The organism is Anaeromassilibacillus sp. D41t1_190614_C2 (genome assembly GCF_015558525.1).
GTDB classification, from domain to species: domain Bacteria; phylum Bacillota; class Clostridia; order Oscillospirales; family Acutalibacteraceae; genus Anaeromassilibacillus; species Anaeromassilibacillus stercoravium.
Genome location: NZ_JADMOD010000001.1, coordinates 255,958 through 274,072, shown reverse-complemented (window position 1 = coordinate 274,072; position 18,115 = coordinate 255,958). Strand labels below are relative to the sequence as shown.

11 protein-coding genes and 1 CRISPR repeat array are annotated in these 18,115 nt (G+C 55.3%); of the genes, 1 reads left to right on the top strand and 10 read right to left on the bottom strand.

The genetic code is table 11. From position 1 onward, the window contains the following. Positions 1-380 precede the first annotated feature (380 nt). The 8 genes from clpB to cas10 form a co-directional block, all read right to left on the bottom strand. A complete protein-coding gene (clpB, locus tag I2G69_RS01150) occupies positions 381-2,990 on the bottom strand; it encodes an ATP-dependent chaperone ClpB (RefSeq protein ID WP_191441343.1) in 2,610 nt (869 codons plus the stop codon). A gap of 1,564 nt (positions 2,991-4,554) precedes the next feature. Further along, the gene (locus I2G69_RS01145) at positions 4,555-5,382 is read right to left on the bottom strand and encodes a DUF6602 domain-containing protein (protein ID WP_195560054.1); all 828 of its coding nucleotides are present in this window, start codon (positions 5,380-5,382) and stop codon (positions 4,555-4,557) included. Next, positions 5,370-6,155, bottom strand: coding sequence for a CRISPR system precrRNA processing endoribonuclease RAMP protein Cas6 (gene cas6 / locus I2G69_RS01140; protein WP_195560053.1), 786 nt, complete (start codon positions 6,153-6,155; stop codon positions 5,370-5,372). Before cas6 ends, I2G69_RS01145 begins: the two co-directional genes overlap by 13 nt. After that, entirely contained in the window at positions 6,152-7,312 is a 1,161-nt protein-coding gene (csm5, locus tag I2G69_RS01135; RefSeq protein WP_195560052.1) for a type III-A CRISPR-associated RAMP protein Csm5, read from the bottom strand. Before csm5 ends, cas6 begins: the two co-directional genes overlap by 4 nt. Further along, on the bottom strand, positions 7,309-8,280 hold the full coding sequence (csm4, locus tag I2G69_RS01130; protein WP_195560051.1) for a type III-A CRISPR-associated RAMP protein Csm4: 972 nt from the start codon (positions 8,278-8,280) through the stop codon (positions 7,309-7,311). The genes csm5 and csm4 overlap by 4 nt, the downstream gene beginning before the upstream one ends. Continuing rightward, a complete protein-coding gene (gene csm3 / locus I2G69_RS01125) occupies positions 8,258-8,938 on the bottom strand; it encodes a type III-A CRISPR-associated RAMP protein Csm3 (RefSeq protein WP_195560050.1) in 681 nt (226 codons plus the stop codon). Before csm3 ends, csm4 begins: the two co-directional genes overlap by 23 nt. 12 nt (positions 8,939-8,950) lie before the next feature. Continuing rightward, complete coding sequence (csm2, locus tag I2G69_RS01120; RefSeq protein ID WP_087230194.1) at positions 8,951-9,466, bottom strand: type III-A CRISPR-associated protein Csm2; 516 nt, start codon at positions 9,464-9,466, stop codon at positions 8,951-8,953. Then, a complete protein-coding gene (cas10, locus tag I2G69_RS01115) occupies positions 9,456-11,708 on the bottom strand; it encodes a type III-A CRISPR-associated protein Cas10/Csm1 (protein WP_195560049.1) in 2,253 nt (750 codons plus the stop codon). The genes csm2 and cas10 overlap by 11 nt, the downstream gene beginning before the upstream one ends. 425 nt (positions 11,709-12,133) lie before the next feature. Further along, a CRISPR array of direct repeats spans positions 12,134-12,635; the repeat unit is 33 nt; unit sequence GAAACAATCAATACCCCGCTAGGGGACGGAAAC. 695 nt (positions 12,636-13,330) lie between these two features. On the opposite strand from cas10, the gene I2G69_RS01110 reads away from it, so the two are divergent. Continuing rightward, positions 13,331-14,161 (top strand): hypothetical protein, encoded by an 831-nt coding sequence (locus tag I2G69_RS01110; RefSeq protein ID WP_243254722.1) that lies wholly within the window; start codon positions 13,331-13,333, stop codon positions 14,159-14,161. A 232-nt stretch (positions 14,162-14,393) separates the two neighbouring features. Here I2G69_RS01110 and I2G69_RS01105 read toward each other — a convergent pair whose 3' ends face one another. Then, positions 14,394-16,799 (bottom strand): ATP-dependent helicase, encoded by a 2,406-nt coding sequence (locus I2G69_RS01105; RefSeq protein WP_191441349.1) that lies wholly within the window; start codon positions 16,797-16,799, stop codon positions 14,394-14,396. Between the two features lie 117 nt (positions 16,800-16,916). After that, complete coding sequence (locus I2G69_RS01100) at positions 16,917-18,086, bottom strand: sodium ion-translocating decarboxylase subunit beta (RefSeq protein WP_419761397.1); 1,170 nt, start codon at positions 18,084-18,086, stop codon at positions 16,917-16,919. Positions 18,087-18,115: the final 29 nt, after the last annotated feature.

The following is an 18,115-nucleotide window of genomic DNA, read 5'->3' as shown; positions in this document are numbered from 1 at the left end:
ACCGAAAGCAATTTTGACATCAGCCCATCGTTTATCCGATAATCAAAATCACTAGTAACCTAATGTTTGCCCACCCCCAGAGGGGTTCGTACTTGCCGAGTCCTGGAACGGATACGAAAAAATCCTTGCATCGCTTGTCCTGCTACTGGTAAACCAGTTCACTTTGGTTTTCTGTAACATTCTGCAAAAACTCCCGAGTGCTTTGCTCGAAATCTATTTTTTTGGGAATCAAAGACGATCTTCATCTAATACGAACTTGTTTCGCCAAGGCTTTCTTATTTACCCCTGGTTGGATCAGGGGATGTTAAGCCGAAAGGCAGAAAAATGCAGTGCAATGTGCGATACACATTGCACTGCATCCATTCTTCAATGAGCTTCTATTATCCCTCATCTTTTACAACAAGCTGCTTGCCATCATAGTCCACAAGGAGCGTCTCACGTGGCTTGATGTTCCCCTGAATGATCTTCTTCGCAATCAGGGTTTCGACCTTGCTTTGGAGGAAACGCTTCAACGGGCGCGCACCGTAGACCGGGTCATAACCGCTGTCTACAATGAACGTCTTGGCTTCAGGCGTCAGCTTCACGCCGAGCTGCTTATCCGCCAGACGGCGCTGTAAGTCCACCATCTGTAAGTCCACAATATGGCCTATTTCGTCGCGCGTCAACGGCTTGTAGAAGACAATCTCGTCAAGACGGTTCAGGAATTCCGGCCGGAACTGCTGCTTCAACAGCGCGTTCACCTGCTCCTTCGCCTGTTCGCTGATCTGGCCGTCTGCACCGATCCCTTCCAGGATGGCGCTGGAGCCGAGGTTGGAAGTCAGGATGATGATCGTATTCTTGAAGTCCACGGTACGGCCCTGCGAATCTGTGATGCGGCCGTCGTCCAACACCTGCAACAGGATATTGAATACATCCGGGTGCGCTTTCTCCACTTCATCAAAGAGGATGACGGAGTACGGCTTCCGGCGGACCGCCTCGGTCAACTGGCCGCCCTCCTCGTACCCGACATATCCCGGAGGCGCGCCGATCAGACGTGACACGGAGAATTTCTCCATATATTCGGTCATGTCGATGCGGATCATATTGCGCTCGTCATCGAACAACGCCTGCGCCAGGGCCTTTGCAAGCTCTGTTTTGCCCACACCTGTGGGGCCCAGGAAGAGGAACGAACCGATCGGGCGGTTCGGATCCTGAATCCCCGCGCGGGAACGCAGGATCGCTTCGCTGACCTTCTCCACCGCTTCGTCCTGCCCGACCACCCTCTCATGCAGGATGTCGTCCAGGTGCAGCAGCTTCTCGCGCTCGCTCTCCATCAGCTTGGAGACCGGGATGCCCGTCCAGCGGGCCACGATCTTCGCGATCTCCTCCTCCGTGACCTTGTCGCGCAGAAGGTTTGTCTCCGAGGACTGGCTCTTTTCCGCGATCTGCTCTTCCTCTGCCAGCTGCTTTTGCAGCTCCGGCAGCTTGCCATACTTATATTCGGCGGCCTTGTTCAAATCATAGGCGCGTTCGGCCTTTTCGATCTCTGCATTGACCTGCTCGATTTCCTCGCGCAGCTTCTGCACTTTGCCGATGGCCTGCTTTTCGTTTTCCCACTTTGCCTTCATTTCCTTGAACTGGGCGCGCAGGTCCGCCAGTTCCTTCTGGATGTCCTTCAAATGCTCCTGCGTCAGCGGGTCGGTGTCCTTTTTCAGGGCCGCTTCCTCGATTTCATGCTGCATGATCTTGCGGGAAATCTCGTCCAGCTCGGTCGGCATGGAGTCGATCTCCGTGCGGACCATGGCGCACGCTTCGTCCACCAGGTCGATGGCCTTATCCGGCAGGAAACGGTCGGAAATATAGCGGTTGGAGAGCGTCGCCGCGGCAATCAACGCCTGATCCTGGATCTTGACGCCGTGGAACACCTCATAACGTTCCTTTAAGCCGCGCAGGATGGAGATAGTGTCCTCCACGCTCGGCTCATCCACCATGACCGGCTGGAAGCGGCGCTCCAAAGCCGGGTCCTTTTCGATGTATTGATGGTACTCGTTGAGCGTCGTCGCGCCGATGCAGTGCAGCTCACCGCGCGCCAACATCGGCTTGAGCAGGTTGCCTGCGTCCATGGAGCCCTCGGTTTTGCCCGCGCCCACAATGGTGTGCAGCTCATCGATGAACAGGATAATCCGGCCCTCGCTCTTCTTGACCTCGTTCAGCACTGCCTTGAGGCGTTCCTCAAATTCGCCGCGGAATTTCGCGCCGGCAATCAGCGCGCCCATATCCAGGGAGAAGATTTTGCGGTCTTTGAGGTTGTTCGGCACGTCCCCGCGCACAATACGCAGTGCCAGGCCTTCCGCAATAGCGGTTTTGCCGACGCCGGGTTCGCCGATCAGCACCGGATTGTTCTTCGTCTTGCGGGACAGAATACGGATGACGTTTCGAATCTCGTCGTCGCGGCCGATCACCGGGTCGAGCTTATGGTTCTTTGCAAGTTCAACCAGATCCTGGCCGTATTTGGAGAGCGCGTCATAGGTTTCCTCCGGCGTGTCGCTGGTCACGCGGGTGTTGCCGCGCACGCTGGACAGCGCGGTCAGGAAGGCGTTCTTCTCAATGCCAAAGCGCTGGAAGACGTCCTTCATGGCGTTGTTAGGCCGGTTTAAAATTGCAAGCATGATATGCTCGACGGAAACATACTCGTCCTTCATCCGGTCGGCTTCTTTTTCCGCCGCAGTCAGGACTGCATCCACGTCTGCGGAAACATAGATTTTCCCCGCCTCACGGCCCGGGCCGGTCACGCCCGGGATGCGGGAAATCTTTTCCGCCACTGCGCGCTGGACGGCGTCGCAGTCTACATGCATCTTTTTCAGCAGCTGCGGGATCAGCCCGTCGCGCTGTTGCAGCAGAGCCGCCACGAGGTGTTCTTCCTCGATCTGCATATTGTTGTTTTCAATGGCGAGGTTTTGGGCTTCCTGGATGGCTTCCAGGGATTTTTGGGTGAATTTCTGTGCATTCATGTTCAACCCCTCCTATCGTTTACACATTCAGTGTTCATGCGGGTTTGAAATATATTTTTAGCACTCTTTTATCGAGTGTGCTAAAAGTATACCGCATATATATGAATAAATCATGAACAGATGAAATATTTTATGTAAACCGGAAAATTTGTTCCCCACGAGGGGAAGAATGCCCATTTTTTGTCTGGACTATGCACAAATTGGAACGCCCTTTGGAGGAAAGAGCCACAATGGAACGCTGGTTTTGAACACAGCAATCCTCCATAAATCATACGACACAAGGGCTGGGAAAAACATCTGCAAAAGAGTTTGGAAAATGCATCCGCCTCGAAATGCTGACCAGAAAAGCGGTTTCCCGGGCACAAAACCGCCTTTGTGCGGACCCCAAGTACACAAGCCGTTTTCCGGGGAGTCCGCACCGCGCAGCGCGCCTGGGATGGAGCGGTATTTTTGCTAAAAGCCAGGCAAAACAGGGGTTATTTTTATGAGGTTCGCACTTTGAGCCTTTACAACCCGCATGGTTTCTGGGTATAATAGGGGTGGAGTTACAACCCACGCTCCGTCAGGGGACGGAAACTTCTTCCGCCGGCTCGTTTAGCCATTTACGCCAGGTTACAACCCACGCCCCGTCAGGGGACGGAAACAAAGACTGCTTACGCACCCCTACCAGCTCAGGCAGGTTACAACCCACGCCCCGTCAGGGGACGGAAAAGTATCGAAAACCTTGGAACCATATGGAGTAAAGTTACAACCCACGCCCCGTCAGGGGACGGAAACTTTATTGCAAAATAAGCTGATATTTCGAAAAGATAAAGTTACAACCCACGCCCCGTCAGGGGACGGGAACGTTGCAGGAGAGCCAATCTAAGAAGAACACTTCCCCGTTACAATCCAAACCCCGCCAGGGGACGGAAACTTTTGAGCTTTGGGCGTACTAGCAAACGATGCGAGGTTACACCTCACGCCCCGTCAGGGGACGGAAAGCCAAACAACAGCGAGTTTCATGGTTAGAAGTACGGTTACAATCCACGCCCCGTCAGGGGACGACAATCCCGTATGGTCCATATGATTATGAGTTACAATCCTTACCCCGCCAGGGGACGGCTATGTGGTGTAGTCCAGCGAAATCCAGCCGGCACCGCAGTTACAACGCATTCCCCGTAAGGGGACGGAAATATATATCCTTTTGCAGTCTCTACTAGATTAGGAAGTTACAACCCATGCCCCGTCAGGGGACGGCTATGGGATGTCATGGGATGTTAGGAATATTGGAGAACCATCACAACCACGCCCTGCCAGGGGACGAAAATGCGACCTCGATTGTGATAGCCCTCTGATCGTTGGATAACAGTCCTCACCCCGCCAGGGGACGAAAATGCGAATCAGCGATGGACCGTCATTACCATCTCCCGTTACACCCCATGCCCCGCCAGGGGACGGCAATTCTGCTACATCCAGCCAAACGCCATCAATTCCAAGACAGAAATCTTACCCCGCCAGGGGACAAAACAAGGCGCCTATCCCATTTGCGTGGGGTAGGCGCCTTGTTTGATTTACATGTTATTTATTTTACAGCCGGTTCCTCTTGGTTTTCCTTCTCTTCCGAGACAGAACCATCTGCCTCAGAAGTTTTTTCGGATGACTCCGTCTGCAAATTTTCTTCGTCCGTTTTTAAGTGGACGTTTGTCAATGTCGCGTTGGCATAATCGCGGATATCGATCGCCGGGACGGTCCCGAGCTTATAAAGCTCATCCAGAATCATATAAAAGAACGCGAGAACCGCTTCCTCCGGCTCGCTGTGCAGCATGGATAAGAAATTTCTCTCCGGATCGCGCTTTACTAAGAAAGAGCCGGATTTTACCGCGCATCCGATGTCAATGTTCGGATTGTCCTCCACATAAGACTCCACTGTGCTCCAACCAGCGGATGCCGCGGCCAGAATTCCGCCGAGAATGGGCGGCAGGTCTCTGGGGGAAACCCCCCGACCGGCGACAACCATTCTACGCGATGTCCGGTGCAGGTTCACCACGCTTTCGATTTTCCGGTTTGTGTACTCCACCGTCTCCTTGTCGATCTTCTGCTTTGAGTCAAAGACCGCATAGACACTTTCCGCCGTGATGAATTTTTCGCCCGCATCGGTTCCAAAGATCAGCGGGGAATACAGGGCATCATAGATAATAATATCGATCTGCTCGCTGACCGCCCCTTTGCTGTCGAATACGAACCCCTTATCCACCGCATATTTGCTGGGCAAAAAGCTCCGGAAAAAGTCGATCCAGGCCCCCTCGCAGTGGTCGCCCTTTGTGACCGGATGGTTGATCAACACATCTAGCTTGGATTCCAGCAGCGTCTGCTTGCTGCGAAGCAGGGACTTGATGTTCATCTGTTCCATGAAAAAACCTCCTCTGTTTTTGGGAAAGATTCTTCCACCGTACAGCCGCCCATCCCCAGCGCCGTCTTGATTCCAACGCCGGTATGGGGCAGCGCGCACATCAACAGCCAAAACAGCCGTTTCATGGAGGTTGGTCCATGGATGGCCAGCCGTATCCAACCGGTAAAGCCCGGTATCACGGCGCCTTTCATGCTGTATCTCTGCGTGTGGAGCGAATAGCCAATGATCCGCGCCGATTCGACGAGCTGCCGGAGCGCCTCTTCATCCTGTAGCGTCACACCGCTGTCCAGCAGCGCAAAGCGCGAGGCCGCACTCTTTACCACCAGCCCTGCGGTGGGGAACAGCGCATACTGGTTTTCGGTTTTAAACGTCGTGGGGGACAGGAAGCGCAGCTGATAGGAAGATGGAAGCGCCGGCGCGGTAAAACAGCGCTCGACCGCCTCTTCAAAGCGGAACGTCTCTTTTTCCGCCCTTCGCACGCAGACCTGCTTCCCACCGCTGCGGAATGGAAAGGACGTGCTGTTCAGCAGGATGGGCGCGACCATCTGCACTGCGTCCTCCGAAAACAGCGTCCATTGATACACAGCCCGATGGCGTTCGTCCCTCGACGGGAGCAGATATTGGCAAAACGGCCGCTCGCCTTCCTCATGCAGATACGCGGCATAAGCGGGTGGAAGCTGCTCCATCAGCCAACCGTACAGGCAATAGGCGTCCTCCGCCACCAGGGGCGCGCGATGGGTTTCCTCCAATTCCAGGCGGATGCTCGTCGTCATGGAAACAGCACCTCACATTTCCCCATGGGGACCAGGCGGTCTTCCCATTTGGTGCATTTCAGCATGTGCGGGGAACCCCCGGCGGCCACGTCGGTTTCATGGTAGCCATCCGGGAACAAAAAGGTGAGCAGCTCTGCGGTGCAAGAGAGCGATGCATCCCCATACAGGGACTGGAGGATCGTTTTGCTGGGGAACCCGCACCCGCCGCCCAAATAGAGCACGCACCCGCGTTCCTCCGCTTCATGTTCGAACCCATGGAATTTCGCGACGAACTGCCGGTTTTGCAGCGCATAGAATTCCTGGATTGCCTCGACCAAAAATTGCCGGTCCATCCCCGCCTCCCGCAGGAAGCAGTCGTCCAGGGTGAGGGCGGCGTGCAGCTCCGTGCCGGGCTTCAAGCATTCGCGCATCATGGGCACGCGGGAGGAAATCCCGCCGCTGGGCCCCACGTCCAGCTTCTGGCACAGCGTCAGGCAGGATGCATCCACCGGCAGGCTGTCTGAAACCGACAGCCCGCGCATGGCGGAGCAGACCGCATTATAGCTCGGGATTTCTTTCCCCTTTTGGTTGATCAGCCGCAATTTGTGGAACTGCCCTTCTTCGATGTTTCCGGCTTCCCGGCGAAAAAGGCTCTTGCTGGCACGGCCATGCGGTTCCTTCCCGGATTTTACACGTGCGTCTATCTCCTGCACGCCCTTGTGGAACGCCTCTTCCGAAAATGGGCACGGCTTCTTGCTGGCAACCATCTTGTTCAGGAGCGCCGTCCGCATAGCGCCCTTAATGCTGCTGCCGGGAAGATAGGGTTTTCCGCCCGGCCCCTTTACCATGGAATGGATATCGTCCAGGCGGATCGGCTTTCCGTTGATGGTTCGATCCCCGCCGTGCGCCGTATACGCGGCCAATCCGCGAATCTCTTCCTTCGACGCCTTCTGGGACAGCAGCCATTGGTACAGGCTGTTGTCGCTGCTGAGAATGAAATCCGTATATGCGTCCACCAGATTCCGTTCCTGTAGCCAGGAGAAAAAGCGATCCCGGTCCGGCACATAGACGTGGTTTTCGTTCGGGATATAGATGTATTCCTTTTTCAAGAGTTTTTGCCCGCATCCCACAAAGACCGGCGTCAAGACGCGCAGCACCATATGGATGGTTTCTTTCATACATCCACCCCCAAAAACATCGGTTTTAACATGCGCAGCGCCGGTTGGCGTCCCTCCGGCGCAACATTCCGCACCTGGCCGGTAAACCGTTTGGAAAAGCAGGAACCGGACGCAAACGCATAGACCGTCCGCTTTTTGTAGCCCCCTCCATGGACGAAGCCCCCTCTTCTGCAAAGGGAATATTCCGCGTGCTCCATCGCTTCCTCCAGCTCGTCCTCTGCCGGGAGCGAGGTATTCAGGGTCATCCAGTGGGCGGCGGGTTCTCCGGACAGGTATGTCCCCAGAACCCGGGCCGCTTCGCAGGCGCTTTGAGCCAATTCGCCGCAGCACTCCAATTGGAATTTTCCGAAGCCAACGCTCCGTTTCCCGCCGACCCCGCTGAAGGACAGGGATTGCAAAAGGCCTTCCACAAGGGAGCGCACACGATCATCGTCAAAAGCCAGAATACAATATAGGCCGCAGTCCTTGTTAAATTGCAGCCCCCGCACGAGGTATGGGTCGGTCTCCTCCTTGCCGCGCACGGCGGCACAGGCGCGTTCATCCAAAAAGGACAGGTTTTCAAGCTGTTGCAGGCAGGCGGCCGCGTCGAATGGACGGCCCTCCCGCCAGAGGTCCAAGTACGCATCCCAAAGGGAGGCTGGCAGGTACGTCAATTTTTTGAACAGCTTCCGCTGTCCCGGGTCCTGCATCTGCCGGAGCCCTTGTTCTGTGCGGATCAGCGGCTTCGGGAGAAAGAGCTCGTCTGCCCGGTAGGGAAACGCGTCCGAAAGCAGGAACCGCCCTGCCGCAGCCTCTTCCAAAAGGCTGTTTCGCGCTGTTTCGTCCCGCAGCGCCTCAATACACAGGGCAGAAAACAGCGTATCGGAATGTAGCAGAATCCCAGACGACTGCAAGACATTCCGCCCATCGTCCGGCCCAATGTGGAGCGCCCCATAAAAATGGAATTTATAAAGGTAATACGTTCGCATCTTTCACACCCTCAAGCGTCTTTTGCAGGGTTTCGATCTTTTCCGTTTTGCCCGTCGCCTGGATGACCTTGAGCTCCTCAAAACGGATGCGTCCGCTGCCCCGGCTGCCATGGCCGCCCAAATAATCCAATTGCAGCAGCTGCATCCCCTTCGCGAGCGTTTGGAAATCTTCCTCTACTTCCGCCGGATTTTCCACATTATAGATCATCGCAAAGGAAAATTTTGCTCCCCGGATCACGCGCTCCAAAGGCCGCGGATTGGCAATCGACGTCAGCCGGTTAATGCTGTTTTCCGTTTTGACCTCTGTAAAGCCGGTGTCCATCAACTCGTCTGCATTGGCCAGGAAGCAATCCATAAATTGAAGCCGGGAAGCCACCGCCTTTGTTTCTGCACTGGAAGCTGGTTTTCCAAACAACCGGGCAATTGGGGGTGGATCGTCCTTCGGTTCCGGCAAGACATAGCCCTCCACGGCATCCCGCACCAGGAGCGTCCGGATTTTCCCTTTCAAGCTGCTGCCGGGAATGATGGGGTACTGCGTCTTTGGGTCCCGCACCACAGGGGAATTTGCCGCGCCGATGGCGGCATAGACGTCGGACGCGCCGATATGTAACCCGGTCAGCACTTCAATCTGCCCTTGAATCATCAATTTCTGATACATCGTTCCACCCCTTTAGTCCTTTTTATCGGTGTAATAATAGTGGTAGGCAACCAACGCTTCCATATAGCGCGCATACCGCAGGAAGCGCCCTTTATCCGTGCCGATAAAGTCGAGGCCCCTTAAAAGCCCCGACTCCTGCAAAAAGCTCTGCACATCCGCTTTCCGTCCCGCATCGTACACCATCCGCACCTTGATGCTCCCGATGTCCGCGGGGGTGATCTCCCCGCCGATGGTCACTCGGTTGTAGAGCCGCGTAACAAGCGCAAAGAGATTCCGCATCTGGCTGCTGGTCAGCTCCCCATAATTTCGTTTGATTTCATTTTCCTTATTCCATTTGTTTTTACTGGGCCTTCCCAGCCGCTGCATACATTGATCGGCCAAATCTACATAATCGTCCCTGCTGAAAAATGCCGGCGGTTCTTTGCCGGAGGACGCCTTCTGGCCGGCGGGCTGCCGTTGCGTCCGAGCGACCTCTTCGGGGGTTTTCCCGATCAAACCTCCCAGCGCGTCTTTCCAATCACTCGCCATATGGTTGCTCTTCCCCTTTCTCCTGTGATGTCCGGATCAAGTTCAAATACAGTTCCATCGCCGTCAGCAGCTGCCTGCGGCTTTCCGCATCCTTGATCCATTGATACAGCTTTGTCGAAAATTCATGATACAAATCGGACAGCTCGCGCTTGTCCTTTTTTGGCTCCATCCGGGCCAACAGATACGCAAAGCGCGCCACGTTGATCGTTTGCCCTGGGGTTCGATCCAACTGCTCCGCATAATTCTTCAGGCGGTAAAGGAACGAACTCCCCCGGCCGTTCTGTTCCTTCCGGTCCATTTCAAAATAGCGCTCCAACAAATAGAGCTTTTCCGTGACAACCTCTTCGATAAAGGTATCCCAATGGTACAGGTGCCGCGCCACATGCCGCACCGATCCACCGGCGTCCGGCAGCAGCTCCAAGCCAAACAGGGCGAGGCCGTTTTTCCCGGCGTCGATTCCCTTGGCTGCGTCCTCCAAGATCGCCGTATCCTCTGCCATCGCATAGAGCGGATAGTGCGGGGAAAACAGGCCAATCCCGGCGGAAAAGGTCAAACGGCCCCCGGTAAAGCCCCGGAACGCGCGGTACAGGTCCACCGACAGTTCCACAATTTCATTCCAGGCGCCCACAATAAAGAGATCGTCCCCGCCCGCATAGACCACGATGGCCTTGCGCGGGGAACGTTTTCCCGCTTCGTTCCACACAAGGTGAAATGGCTCGACCGGTCCCTCCGTCCCCTGCAAAATCGTTTGCAAGTGGACCTTGAAAAACTGCGTCAACTGCTGCGAGAGCGACGCCGTCAGAGGGAGGCCGGAACCGGTTTCCCCGGACTGCAAACGCCGGTGGAACCCGCTGACGAACGCCCGGCCCAGGTTGTCCACATCCGCCCGCAGGACGCCCAAACGCCGGATGCCTTTGGAACACGCCGCAAGGCCCTCAAACGTCGCCATTTTTTCATCGATCGTATATGCATAAGCGCCGAGCGGAAGCGGAATATCCGCATTGCCCCCGCCACCCGGCGCATAAACGCGGACGACGGTCCCCGGCTGTTCTGCACGGAGGCGGTCCGCCTGCGCCCGGTCCATCATATAGACAAACCAATCCTGCCCATCCAGCGAGGGAAGCGTCAGGGGCGTGCCGCCCTCTTCCCAAACTGCGCGGCAGACGGCCGCCACCTTTCCCGGGGCAGCAAGGCCGGAGGAGCTATCCCGGAATTCCCGGCAGACCGGGCAGAGGTCGTCCCCATCCAGCGGCAGGCTGCTGCCCGCGCAGACCCGGCATTCCCGCTCCGGGTCGCTCATCTCCTGGGAATTCAGCCATGTCAAACCGCTGGCGTCAAACCGGCGGTTGCGCTTTTGGTTCAGCTTGTTTTCCAGCCGGGCAAAGATCTCCTGGTAAGCTGTCCCGCCCTCGTTTTTGAGCTGCGGCCCGGAACAGGGCTCCCAGGCATAGAGGAATTGCAGCGCGCCGGAAAAGCGCTTGAGCAGCCACTGGTTGACGCTGCGCAGGCAGGCTTCTAAGGTTTCCCGCGTGCGGTCCGTATTGGGCAGGACGGCATAGCTGCTCCCGCCGCCCACATACAGCCGGTGCGCCCGGCAGAGGTGCAGACGGTCCAGCAATTCCGTCATCAGATGTTCTTCCAGCAAATCCAAATAAAACGACCGGCTCCGCAGGGATTTCAAAACCCCTTTGCCGGAAATCGTGTACAAAAACTTCTGAATCCCCGGCAAGCCGCAGGAGACCAGCAGGAACGGGGATTCCAGCCCCGCTTCGCGCATACAGCACGCCAGGCAGACCTCCAGGCGCGCCTTCTGATACAGGGATACCCCTGGGATGCCGGAAGGATAATAGGAAAGCTGCTGCCTGCAAACCTCCAGGGCGGGTTCGATGCGCCCGTCCGCCGCCTTCAGCCCCTCCAAGCAGCGCTGCATCCGCTCCTGTTTTTCAGCTGGGCGGACGGCCTGTTCCGCCGGACATTGGAAGCGCTCCACCGCATCCGGGCGGAACATCCGGCCCGGCGTCCCTCCGTCCAGCAAATCGAAGATGGAAAGCAGGCCGCCCTCGGATGCATCCAGCTTTGCCGTGCCAACGACAATCCCGGACGCCCGGCGCAAAAGCGCCTGTTCTTCCTCCGAAAGCGCCGTCTCCATGTCCGGCCCAAACGACGACTGCCACACCTCCGGCGGGCCATACGGCCGCAGGGCATGCAGCAGGCATTTCCACGCAAACCGTTCTCGTTCCATAAGACCTCCTCCCCCGCTGAGCTTTCCATAAAAACGCATCGGCTCAAGCGTCTGTTTTTGTTATTTTAGCACAATTTGTCATCTTTTGCAATTCCTTAATAAAATTTTCCTAGTTGCATCCTTTTTTTGCAGCAATTTTGCACCTTGCACCACGCGGAACAAGGGGGATGCGCCAATGGGAAAGCTTGAACCCGGAGAGCGGAAGCCGCAAGCCGAGAGAGGGCTGCAAAGTGCGAAGCTGTCTGTTGGGAGGGGTAAGCGGCGCCCAGTTTCAGCCGCTTCGCACCGATACTGTTACAAAAGAGCGATGGATTTCATGGATAATTTTATGCAAATTTGCTTTACTTGAAGCAAAACGCATGTTATAATGAAAACAGATTTGATGTGTTTGGCAAAAATACAGGAGAATTTTATGCACATTTGCCGAAACAATCAATGCCCCGCCAGGGGACGGAAATTCTTCATGGTGTTCATCCTTTCTTCTGGTAAGCATCGAAACAATCAATGCCCCGCCAGGGGACGGAAATGAATAGCGGTTCCGGGTCAATCCCATCCGTGTATAGAAACAATCAATGCCCCGCCAGGGGACGGAAATTCGCTTCCAAACGCGCTGTTTATAGCTGCACTTGTGAAACAATCAATACCCCGCTAGGGGACGGAAACATTTCCCATGTCTGGCGGTTCCTCCCGTCAGACGAAACAATCAATACCCCGCTAGGGGACGGAAACCCACATAAAACAAAATCTTCCCTAGGCAACTAAGAAACAATCAATACCCCGCTAGGGGACGGAAACTGGAGGAGTGGGACTACGCCGAGGGCTGGGTGCGAAACAATCAATACCCCGCTAGGGGACGGAAATCCACCGCCGCTGACAGTCTTTGGAATAAATCCAGAAACAATCAATACCCCGCTAGGGGACGGAAATAGCCAAGGCATCTCGTTTAGACACTGCACCATGAAAAAAATTACTGCCCCGCCAGGGGACGAAGCCATGAAATATTGACGCATTACTTCTCTTCCATCGAAACAATCAACGCCCCGTCAGGGGACGGAAATATGCGAGGCATCTCGTTTAGACATTGCACCATGAAAAAATTACTGCCCCGCCAGGGGACGGAAACTAGCTCACACTGCCGAATTTTAAACACGAAACAATCAACGCCCCGCCAGGGGACGAGAAATCATTGTAATACTGTCTTGCTACAGCAATTCTATTTTGAAACAATCCATCCCCCGCTAGGGGACGGAAAGGACATCCCTGCGATCGCTTTCGGAATGTTCATGAAACACAATCAACGCCCCGACAGGGGACAAAAAAGAGCAGTCATTTTTGAATGACTGCTCTTTTTTTGTGTGCGACTTTTCCTTGATATCCGCCCCACCTGATTTTGCCCGCCGCCTCCATCCCCCACATCTGCACACCCGCTTGCCCATGGCGCTTGGCTCCGCGCGGCGCCTGCCTTCCTGCGCATCCGCCTTCTGTTTCTTTTGAAATATTCCAGTAGCAAAAAGAGCGGCCTGCCATAAACTGTTAGGGAGAAACAAGGTTGTGCGTGCGTCTGAAACGCCGCGCGCCGGGTTCTTTTTCCCGACTTTTCAGATGTAAGGAGGATTTTTACCATGGATGAGAACAATTGCAACTCCACGCCGCAGGAACCAGGCGGGAATTTCAAAGAAGCGGTGTGCATCGACGCTATGCGCATCTACGATAGTTGCAGCGATAAAGACTGCTTAGAGGACCTTCGCGTTTACTTCACGCCCGATAAGCACGACTTGATCGAACAAGCAACCAATGTACGTATCCGCAATGTGGAGGTTATCACGGTCTATCTCGACCTGGAGCCCGTGCCCTTTAACAAAGGCTTCTATTCGATCGACATGACCTTCTTCTTCAACGTCTGCCTGGACGTCTATTCCCTGCCGAGCGGCGGCCCGGTGATCGTCAGCGGCGTATCCGTCTTTAACAAGAAGGTCATCCTGTTCGGCAGCGAGGGCAACGTCAAGATGTTCAGCTCCGACTTGAATTGCGATGAGGTGGACGCCCAGCTCACCAGCGGCCGGGTCCTACCCAAGGCCACGGTGCAGGTTGCGGAGCCGATCGGCCTCTCTGCGCGCATTTGTGACCGTCCGATGGGCTGCTGCGACGCGTGCTGCCGCATCCCGGACAGCATCTGCCAGCGCTTTGGCGGCCAGTTCGAAACCAACACCTGCCGCAATGTCTATGTCACCATCGGCGTATTCACCATTGTGCAGATTGTGCGCAACGTCCAGATGCTGATCCCGGCCTATGACTTCTGCATCCCGGAAAAGGAGTGCGTCACCACCAGCGACAACCCGTGCGATATGTTCCGCCGCATTGAATTTCCGACGGATGAATTCTTCCCGCCCAAGGTGGGCGAAACCGGGTGTGGCTGTGACTGCCGCAACCGCAAACCCAGCAGTTCCGACTAAAACGTTTGCATCGCTCCGTATGTCGGAGCATAAAATACGAGCCTGTGGGGAAAAGACCTCACAGGCTCGTGTTTTTGACGCCCGCCCCATCGATCGGCGGGTTTCTTTTATGGAAAGCACATCATCCGGCGGGCAGGTTTCCAACCCAAAAGCCGCCGGAGCGCTTTGTCAAGAGAGGGAAGCCGCAGCCCCTCCCCGTTCTTTTCGCTGTGCAAAGCATCATAAAAGGGGCTCACTGGTTTCCACTCAATTTGGTCAGCCGGGCAAAATTGGCCATCAGCTTCTTCGTGCCAACCTGTTCGAATGCGATCTCCAACAGCGTATCGTTGCCCATCGGCGTTGCGGTGAGGATGCATCCCTCGCCAAAGGTGCGGTGCGACACGCGGTCGCCCACGCGCAGGGGTTCCGACGGCGCATGGCCCTGTTCCAGGCTGGAAGGCCCAAAGTGGCGCGCTGCATTGGCGGACACCACCCGCGCCTCATAGGAAGAGGTGGGAAGCACCATCCCGGGCTTCGGCTTTTTCCATTCGCGCGTCCGCGAACGCTCGATCAGCTCCTCCGGGATCTCCGCAATGAACCGGGAGGGCTTATTGCGGGAGGTGCTGCCAAAGATCATACGGCTTTCCGCGTTGAGAATGTAGAGCTCCTCTTTGGCGCGCGTGATCGCCACATAAGCCAGGCGGCGCTCTTCCTCGATTTCATTCGGATTGTAAATCGCCTGCAACCCAGGGAAAATCCCCTCTTCAAACCCCGGGAGGAACACCACGGGGAATTCCAGGCCCTTCGCGGAATGCATGGTCATCATAACCACCGTATCCGCGGTTTCGTCGAAGTTGTCGATATCCGTCATCAGGGAGACCTCCTCGAGGAACCCGGAGAGGCTTGCCTCGTCCCCGTTGTCCTCCTCATACTTGATGATATTGGAAGACAATTCGTTGATGTTGTCGATGCGGTCCTGCGCGTCGTCGTTTTCGGCGGCCTTCAGCGCTTCGATGTAATTCGTCCGATCCAAGATGAGATGGTATAGATCGTTCAGGCTGACATCCGGGTCGTTGGAGGCCTCGATGAGCGACTGCATCAGCTCTGCAAATTGGAGCAGCTTCGGCGCCGTACGTTTGAGCGGTTCGTAGGAATCCGCGTGGCAAATCACATCAAACAGCGATTCGCCCAGGGTAGCCGCAATCTCGGAAGCCTGTGCAATGGTCTTGTCCCCGATGGAGCGCTTCGGCTGGTTGATAATCCGGCGCAAGCGCATTTCATCTGTGGGGTTGTTGATGACGCTCAAGTAGGCGATCATGTCGCGGATCTCCTTGCGCTCATAGAAGCGCAAGCCGCCGATAATCCGATACGGCACGCCGGACTTCACGAACATCTTTTCCAAAATATTCGACTGCGAATTCATGCGGTAGAGCACGGCAAAATCGGAATATTTCCGGCCGGCGGCTACCTCCTCCAAAACCTTCTTGGCAATATAATCCGACTCATCCTGTTCGTTGTATCCCGTGTGTACCGCGATCTTTGCGCCCGCAGGGTTCTCCGTCCAGAGGGTCTTCCCCTTGCGCTCCGTATTGTTGGAGATCACCGCGTTTGCCGCGTCCAGGATATTCTGCGTGGAGCGATAGTTCTGCTCAAGACGGATCACCGCCGCGCGCGGGAAGCTTTTTTCAAAGCTCATGATGTTTTCAATCGTCGCCCCGCGGAATTTATAGATGCTTTGGTCATCGTCGCCCACCACGCAGAGGTTCTGCCGCTTTTGCGCCAAGAGCTTCACAAGCATATACTGCGCGTGGTTGGTGTCCTGGTACTCATCCACCATCACATAGCGGAACTTGTCCTGGTAATATTCCAGCACATCCGGGCATTCCTCAAACAGCCGCACGGCATTGCAGATCAGGTCGTCAAAATCCATGGCGTCCGCCTCTTTGAGGCGCTGCTGGTACAGCTTATATGCCTGTGCCAGCAGGATCAGCCGGTTGTCCTTGCCCGCCTGCTGTTCGTATTCCTTTGGAGAAATTAAATTGTCCTTCGCGCGGGAGATCGCCGCAAGGATGGATTTATAGGACAAAACCTTATCGTCGATGTTGAGCGCCTTTTGGCAATCCTTGATTAAGCGGCGGGAATCATCGGTGTCGTAAATCGTAAAGTGGCTGGTATAGCCGAGCCGCTCCCCATCCCGGCGCAGCATCCGGGCGCAGGTCGAGTGGAAGGTAGAGGCCCAGATGTCGCCCCCGGCCGGTCCCAACATCGTCTCCAAGCGGTTTTTCAATTCCCCGGCCGCTTTATTGGTAAAAGTGATGGCCAAAATCTGCCAAGGGCGGCAGGGTTCCACGGCCAAACGCTCGCGGATCGCATCGGGCAGGGCCCGTCCCTCTTCCGCTGCCGCTTGCAGCAGATCCAAATCCTCCTGCGAAAGTTCCGGAGGCAGCGCTGTACTGTGATATGCCCCGCCCCAGCGGATCAAATTGGCAATGCGGTTGACCAAAACCGTTGTCTTTCCGCTTCCCGCACCAGCCAGGATCAACAAGGGGCCGTCCGTATGGAACACCGCCTCTTTTTGCCTACCGTTCATCCGGGAAAACTCCCGCTCCATGACCGCTTTCTTCCACTGTAAAATTGCATTTGCTGTCTGTTCCTTCATGATCTTTACTCCTAACGTCCTAGACAGAGCACAACTGTGCCCCTCAATGAAATACCCGCACGCTTTAAGAGTGTGCGGGTACAGTTCGTTCAACACCTATTTCGTTTTCAAATTTCATCAGCCGAGGATACTGATCAACACGCCTGCCGCAACCGCCGAACCGATTACGCCGGAAACGTTCGGCCCCATTGCATGCATCAGCAGGAAATTGCCCGGATTTTCCTCCTGGCCGACCTTTTGGCTGACACGCGCCGCCATCGGCACCGCCGAAACGCCTGCGGAACCAATCAACGGGTTTACCTTACCCTTTGTGGCGATAAACATCAGCTTGCCAAACAACACGCCGCCGGCTGTGCCGAAGCAGAAAGCCAACAGGCCCAGGATAATAATGCCAATGGTTTGCGGGCTCAGGAAAACTTCACCGCTCGCCGTTGCACCAACCGTCACGCCCAAGAAAATCGTGATAATATTCATCAATTCATTCTGCGCAGTGTTAGCAATACGGGAAACAACGCCGCTCTCGCGCATCAAATTGCCCAGCATCAGCATGCCAACCAGCGTTGCCGCATCGGGCAGTAAGAGGGAAATCAGGATGGTAACGATGATCGGGAACAAAATCTTTTCCAGCTTCGAAACTGGGCGGAGCTGTTCCATAACCACCGCACGCTCTTTCTTGGTCGTCAACGCCTTCATAATCGGGGGTTGGATAATCGGGACCAAGGCCATGTAGGAATACGCCGCTACAGCGATCGGCCCCAAGAGCTGCGGGGCCAATTTGGATGTCACAAAGATTGCCGTCGGGCCGTCTGCGCCGCCGATAATCGCAATCGAACCAGCTTCTTGTGCCGTAAAGGACAAATTCGGGATACCAAGATTCCCAATAAAGATCGCGCCGATAAAGGTCAGGAAGATACCCAACTGCGCGGCAGCTCCAAGCAAAAAGCTCTTCGGGTTGGCGATCAGGGGGCCGAAATCTGTCATGGCGCCAATCCCCAGGAAAATCAAAGGCGGATAAATACCAAGTTTTACGCCCTGATATAAGTAGTAGAATAAGCCTCCGTTTGCCGTGGCTGTCGGTTCGGCCATAATCGCTGGATACAGGTTTACCATCATCATACCGAACGCAATTGGCAAAAGCAGAAGCGGCTCAAATTCCTTCTTAATTGCCAAGTAGATCAAGATACAGGCAATTCCGATCATGATATAGTTGCGCCAATCGTTGGTCATAAAACCGGAACTTCTCAAAATATCCAAAATGGAATTTACAAATTCATTGATAATTTGCACTGAAAATGTCAGCCCTTTCTTTTTCAAAT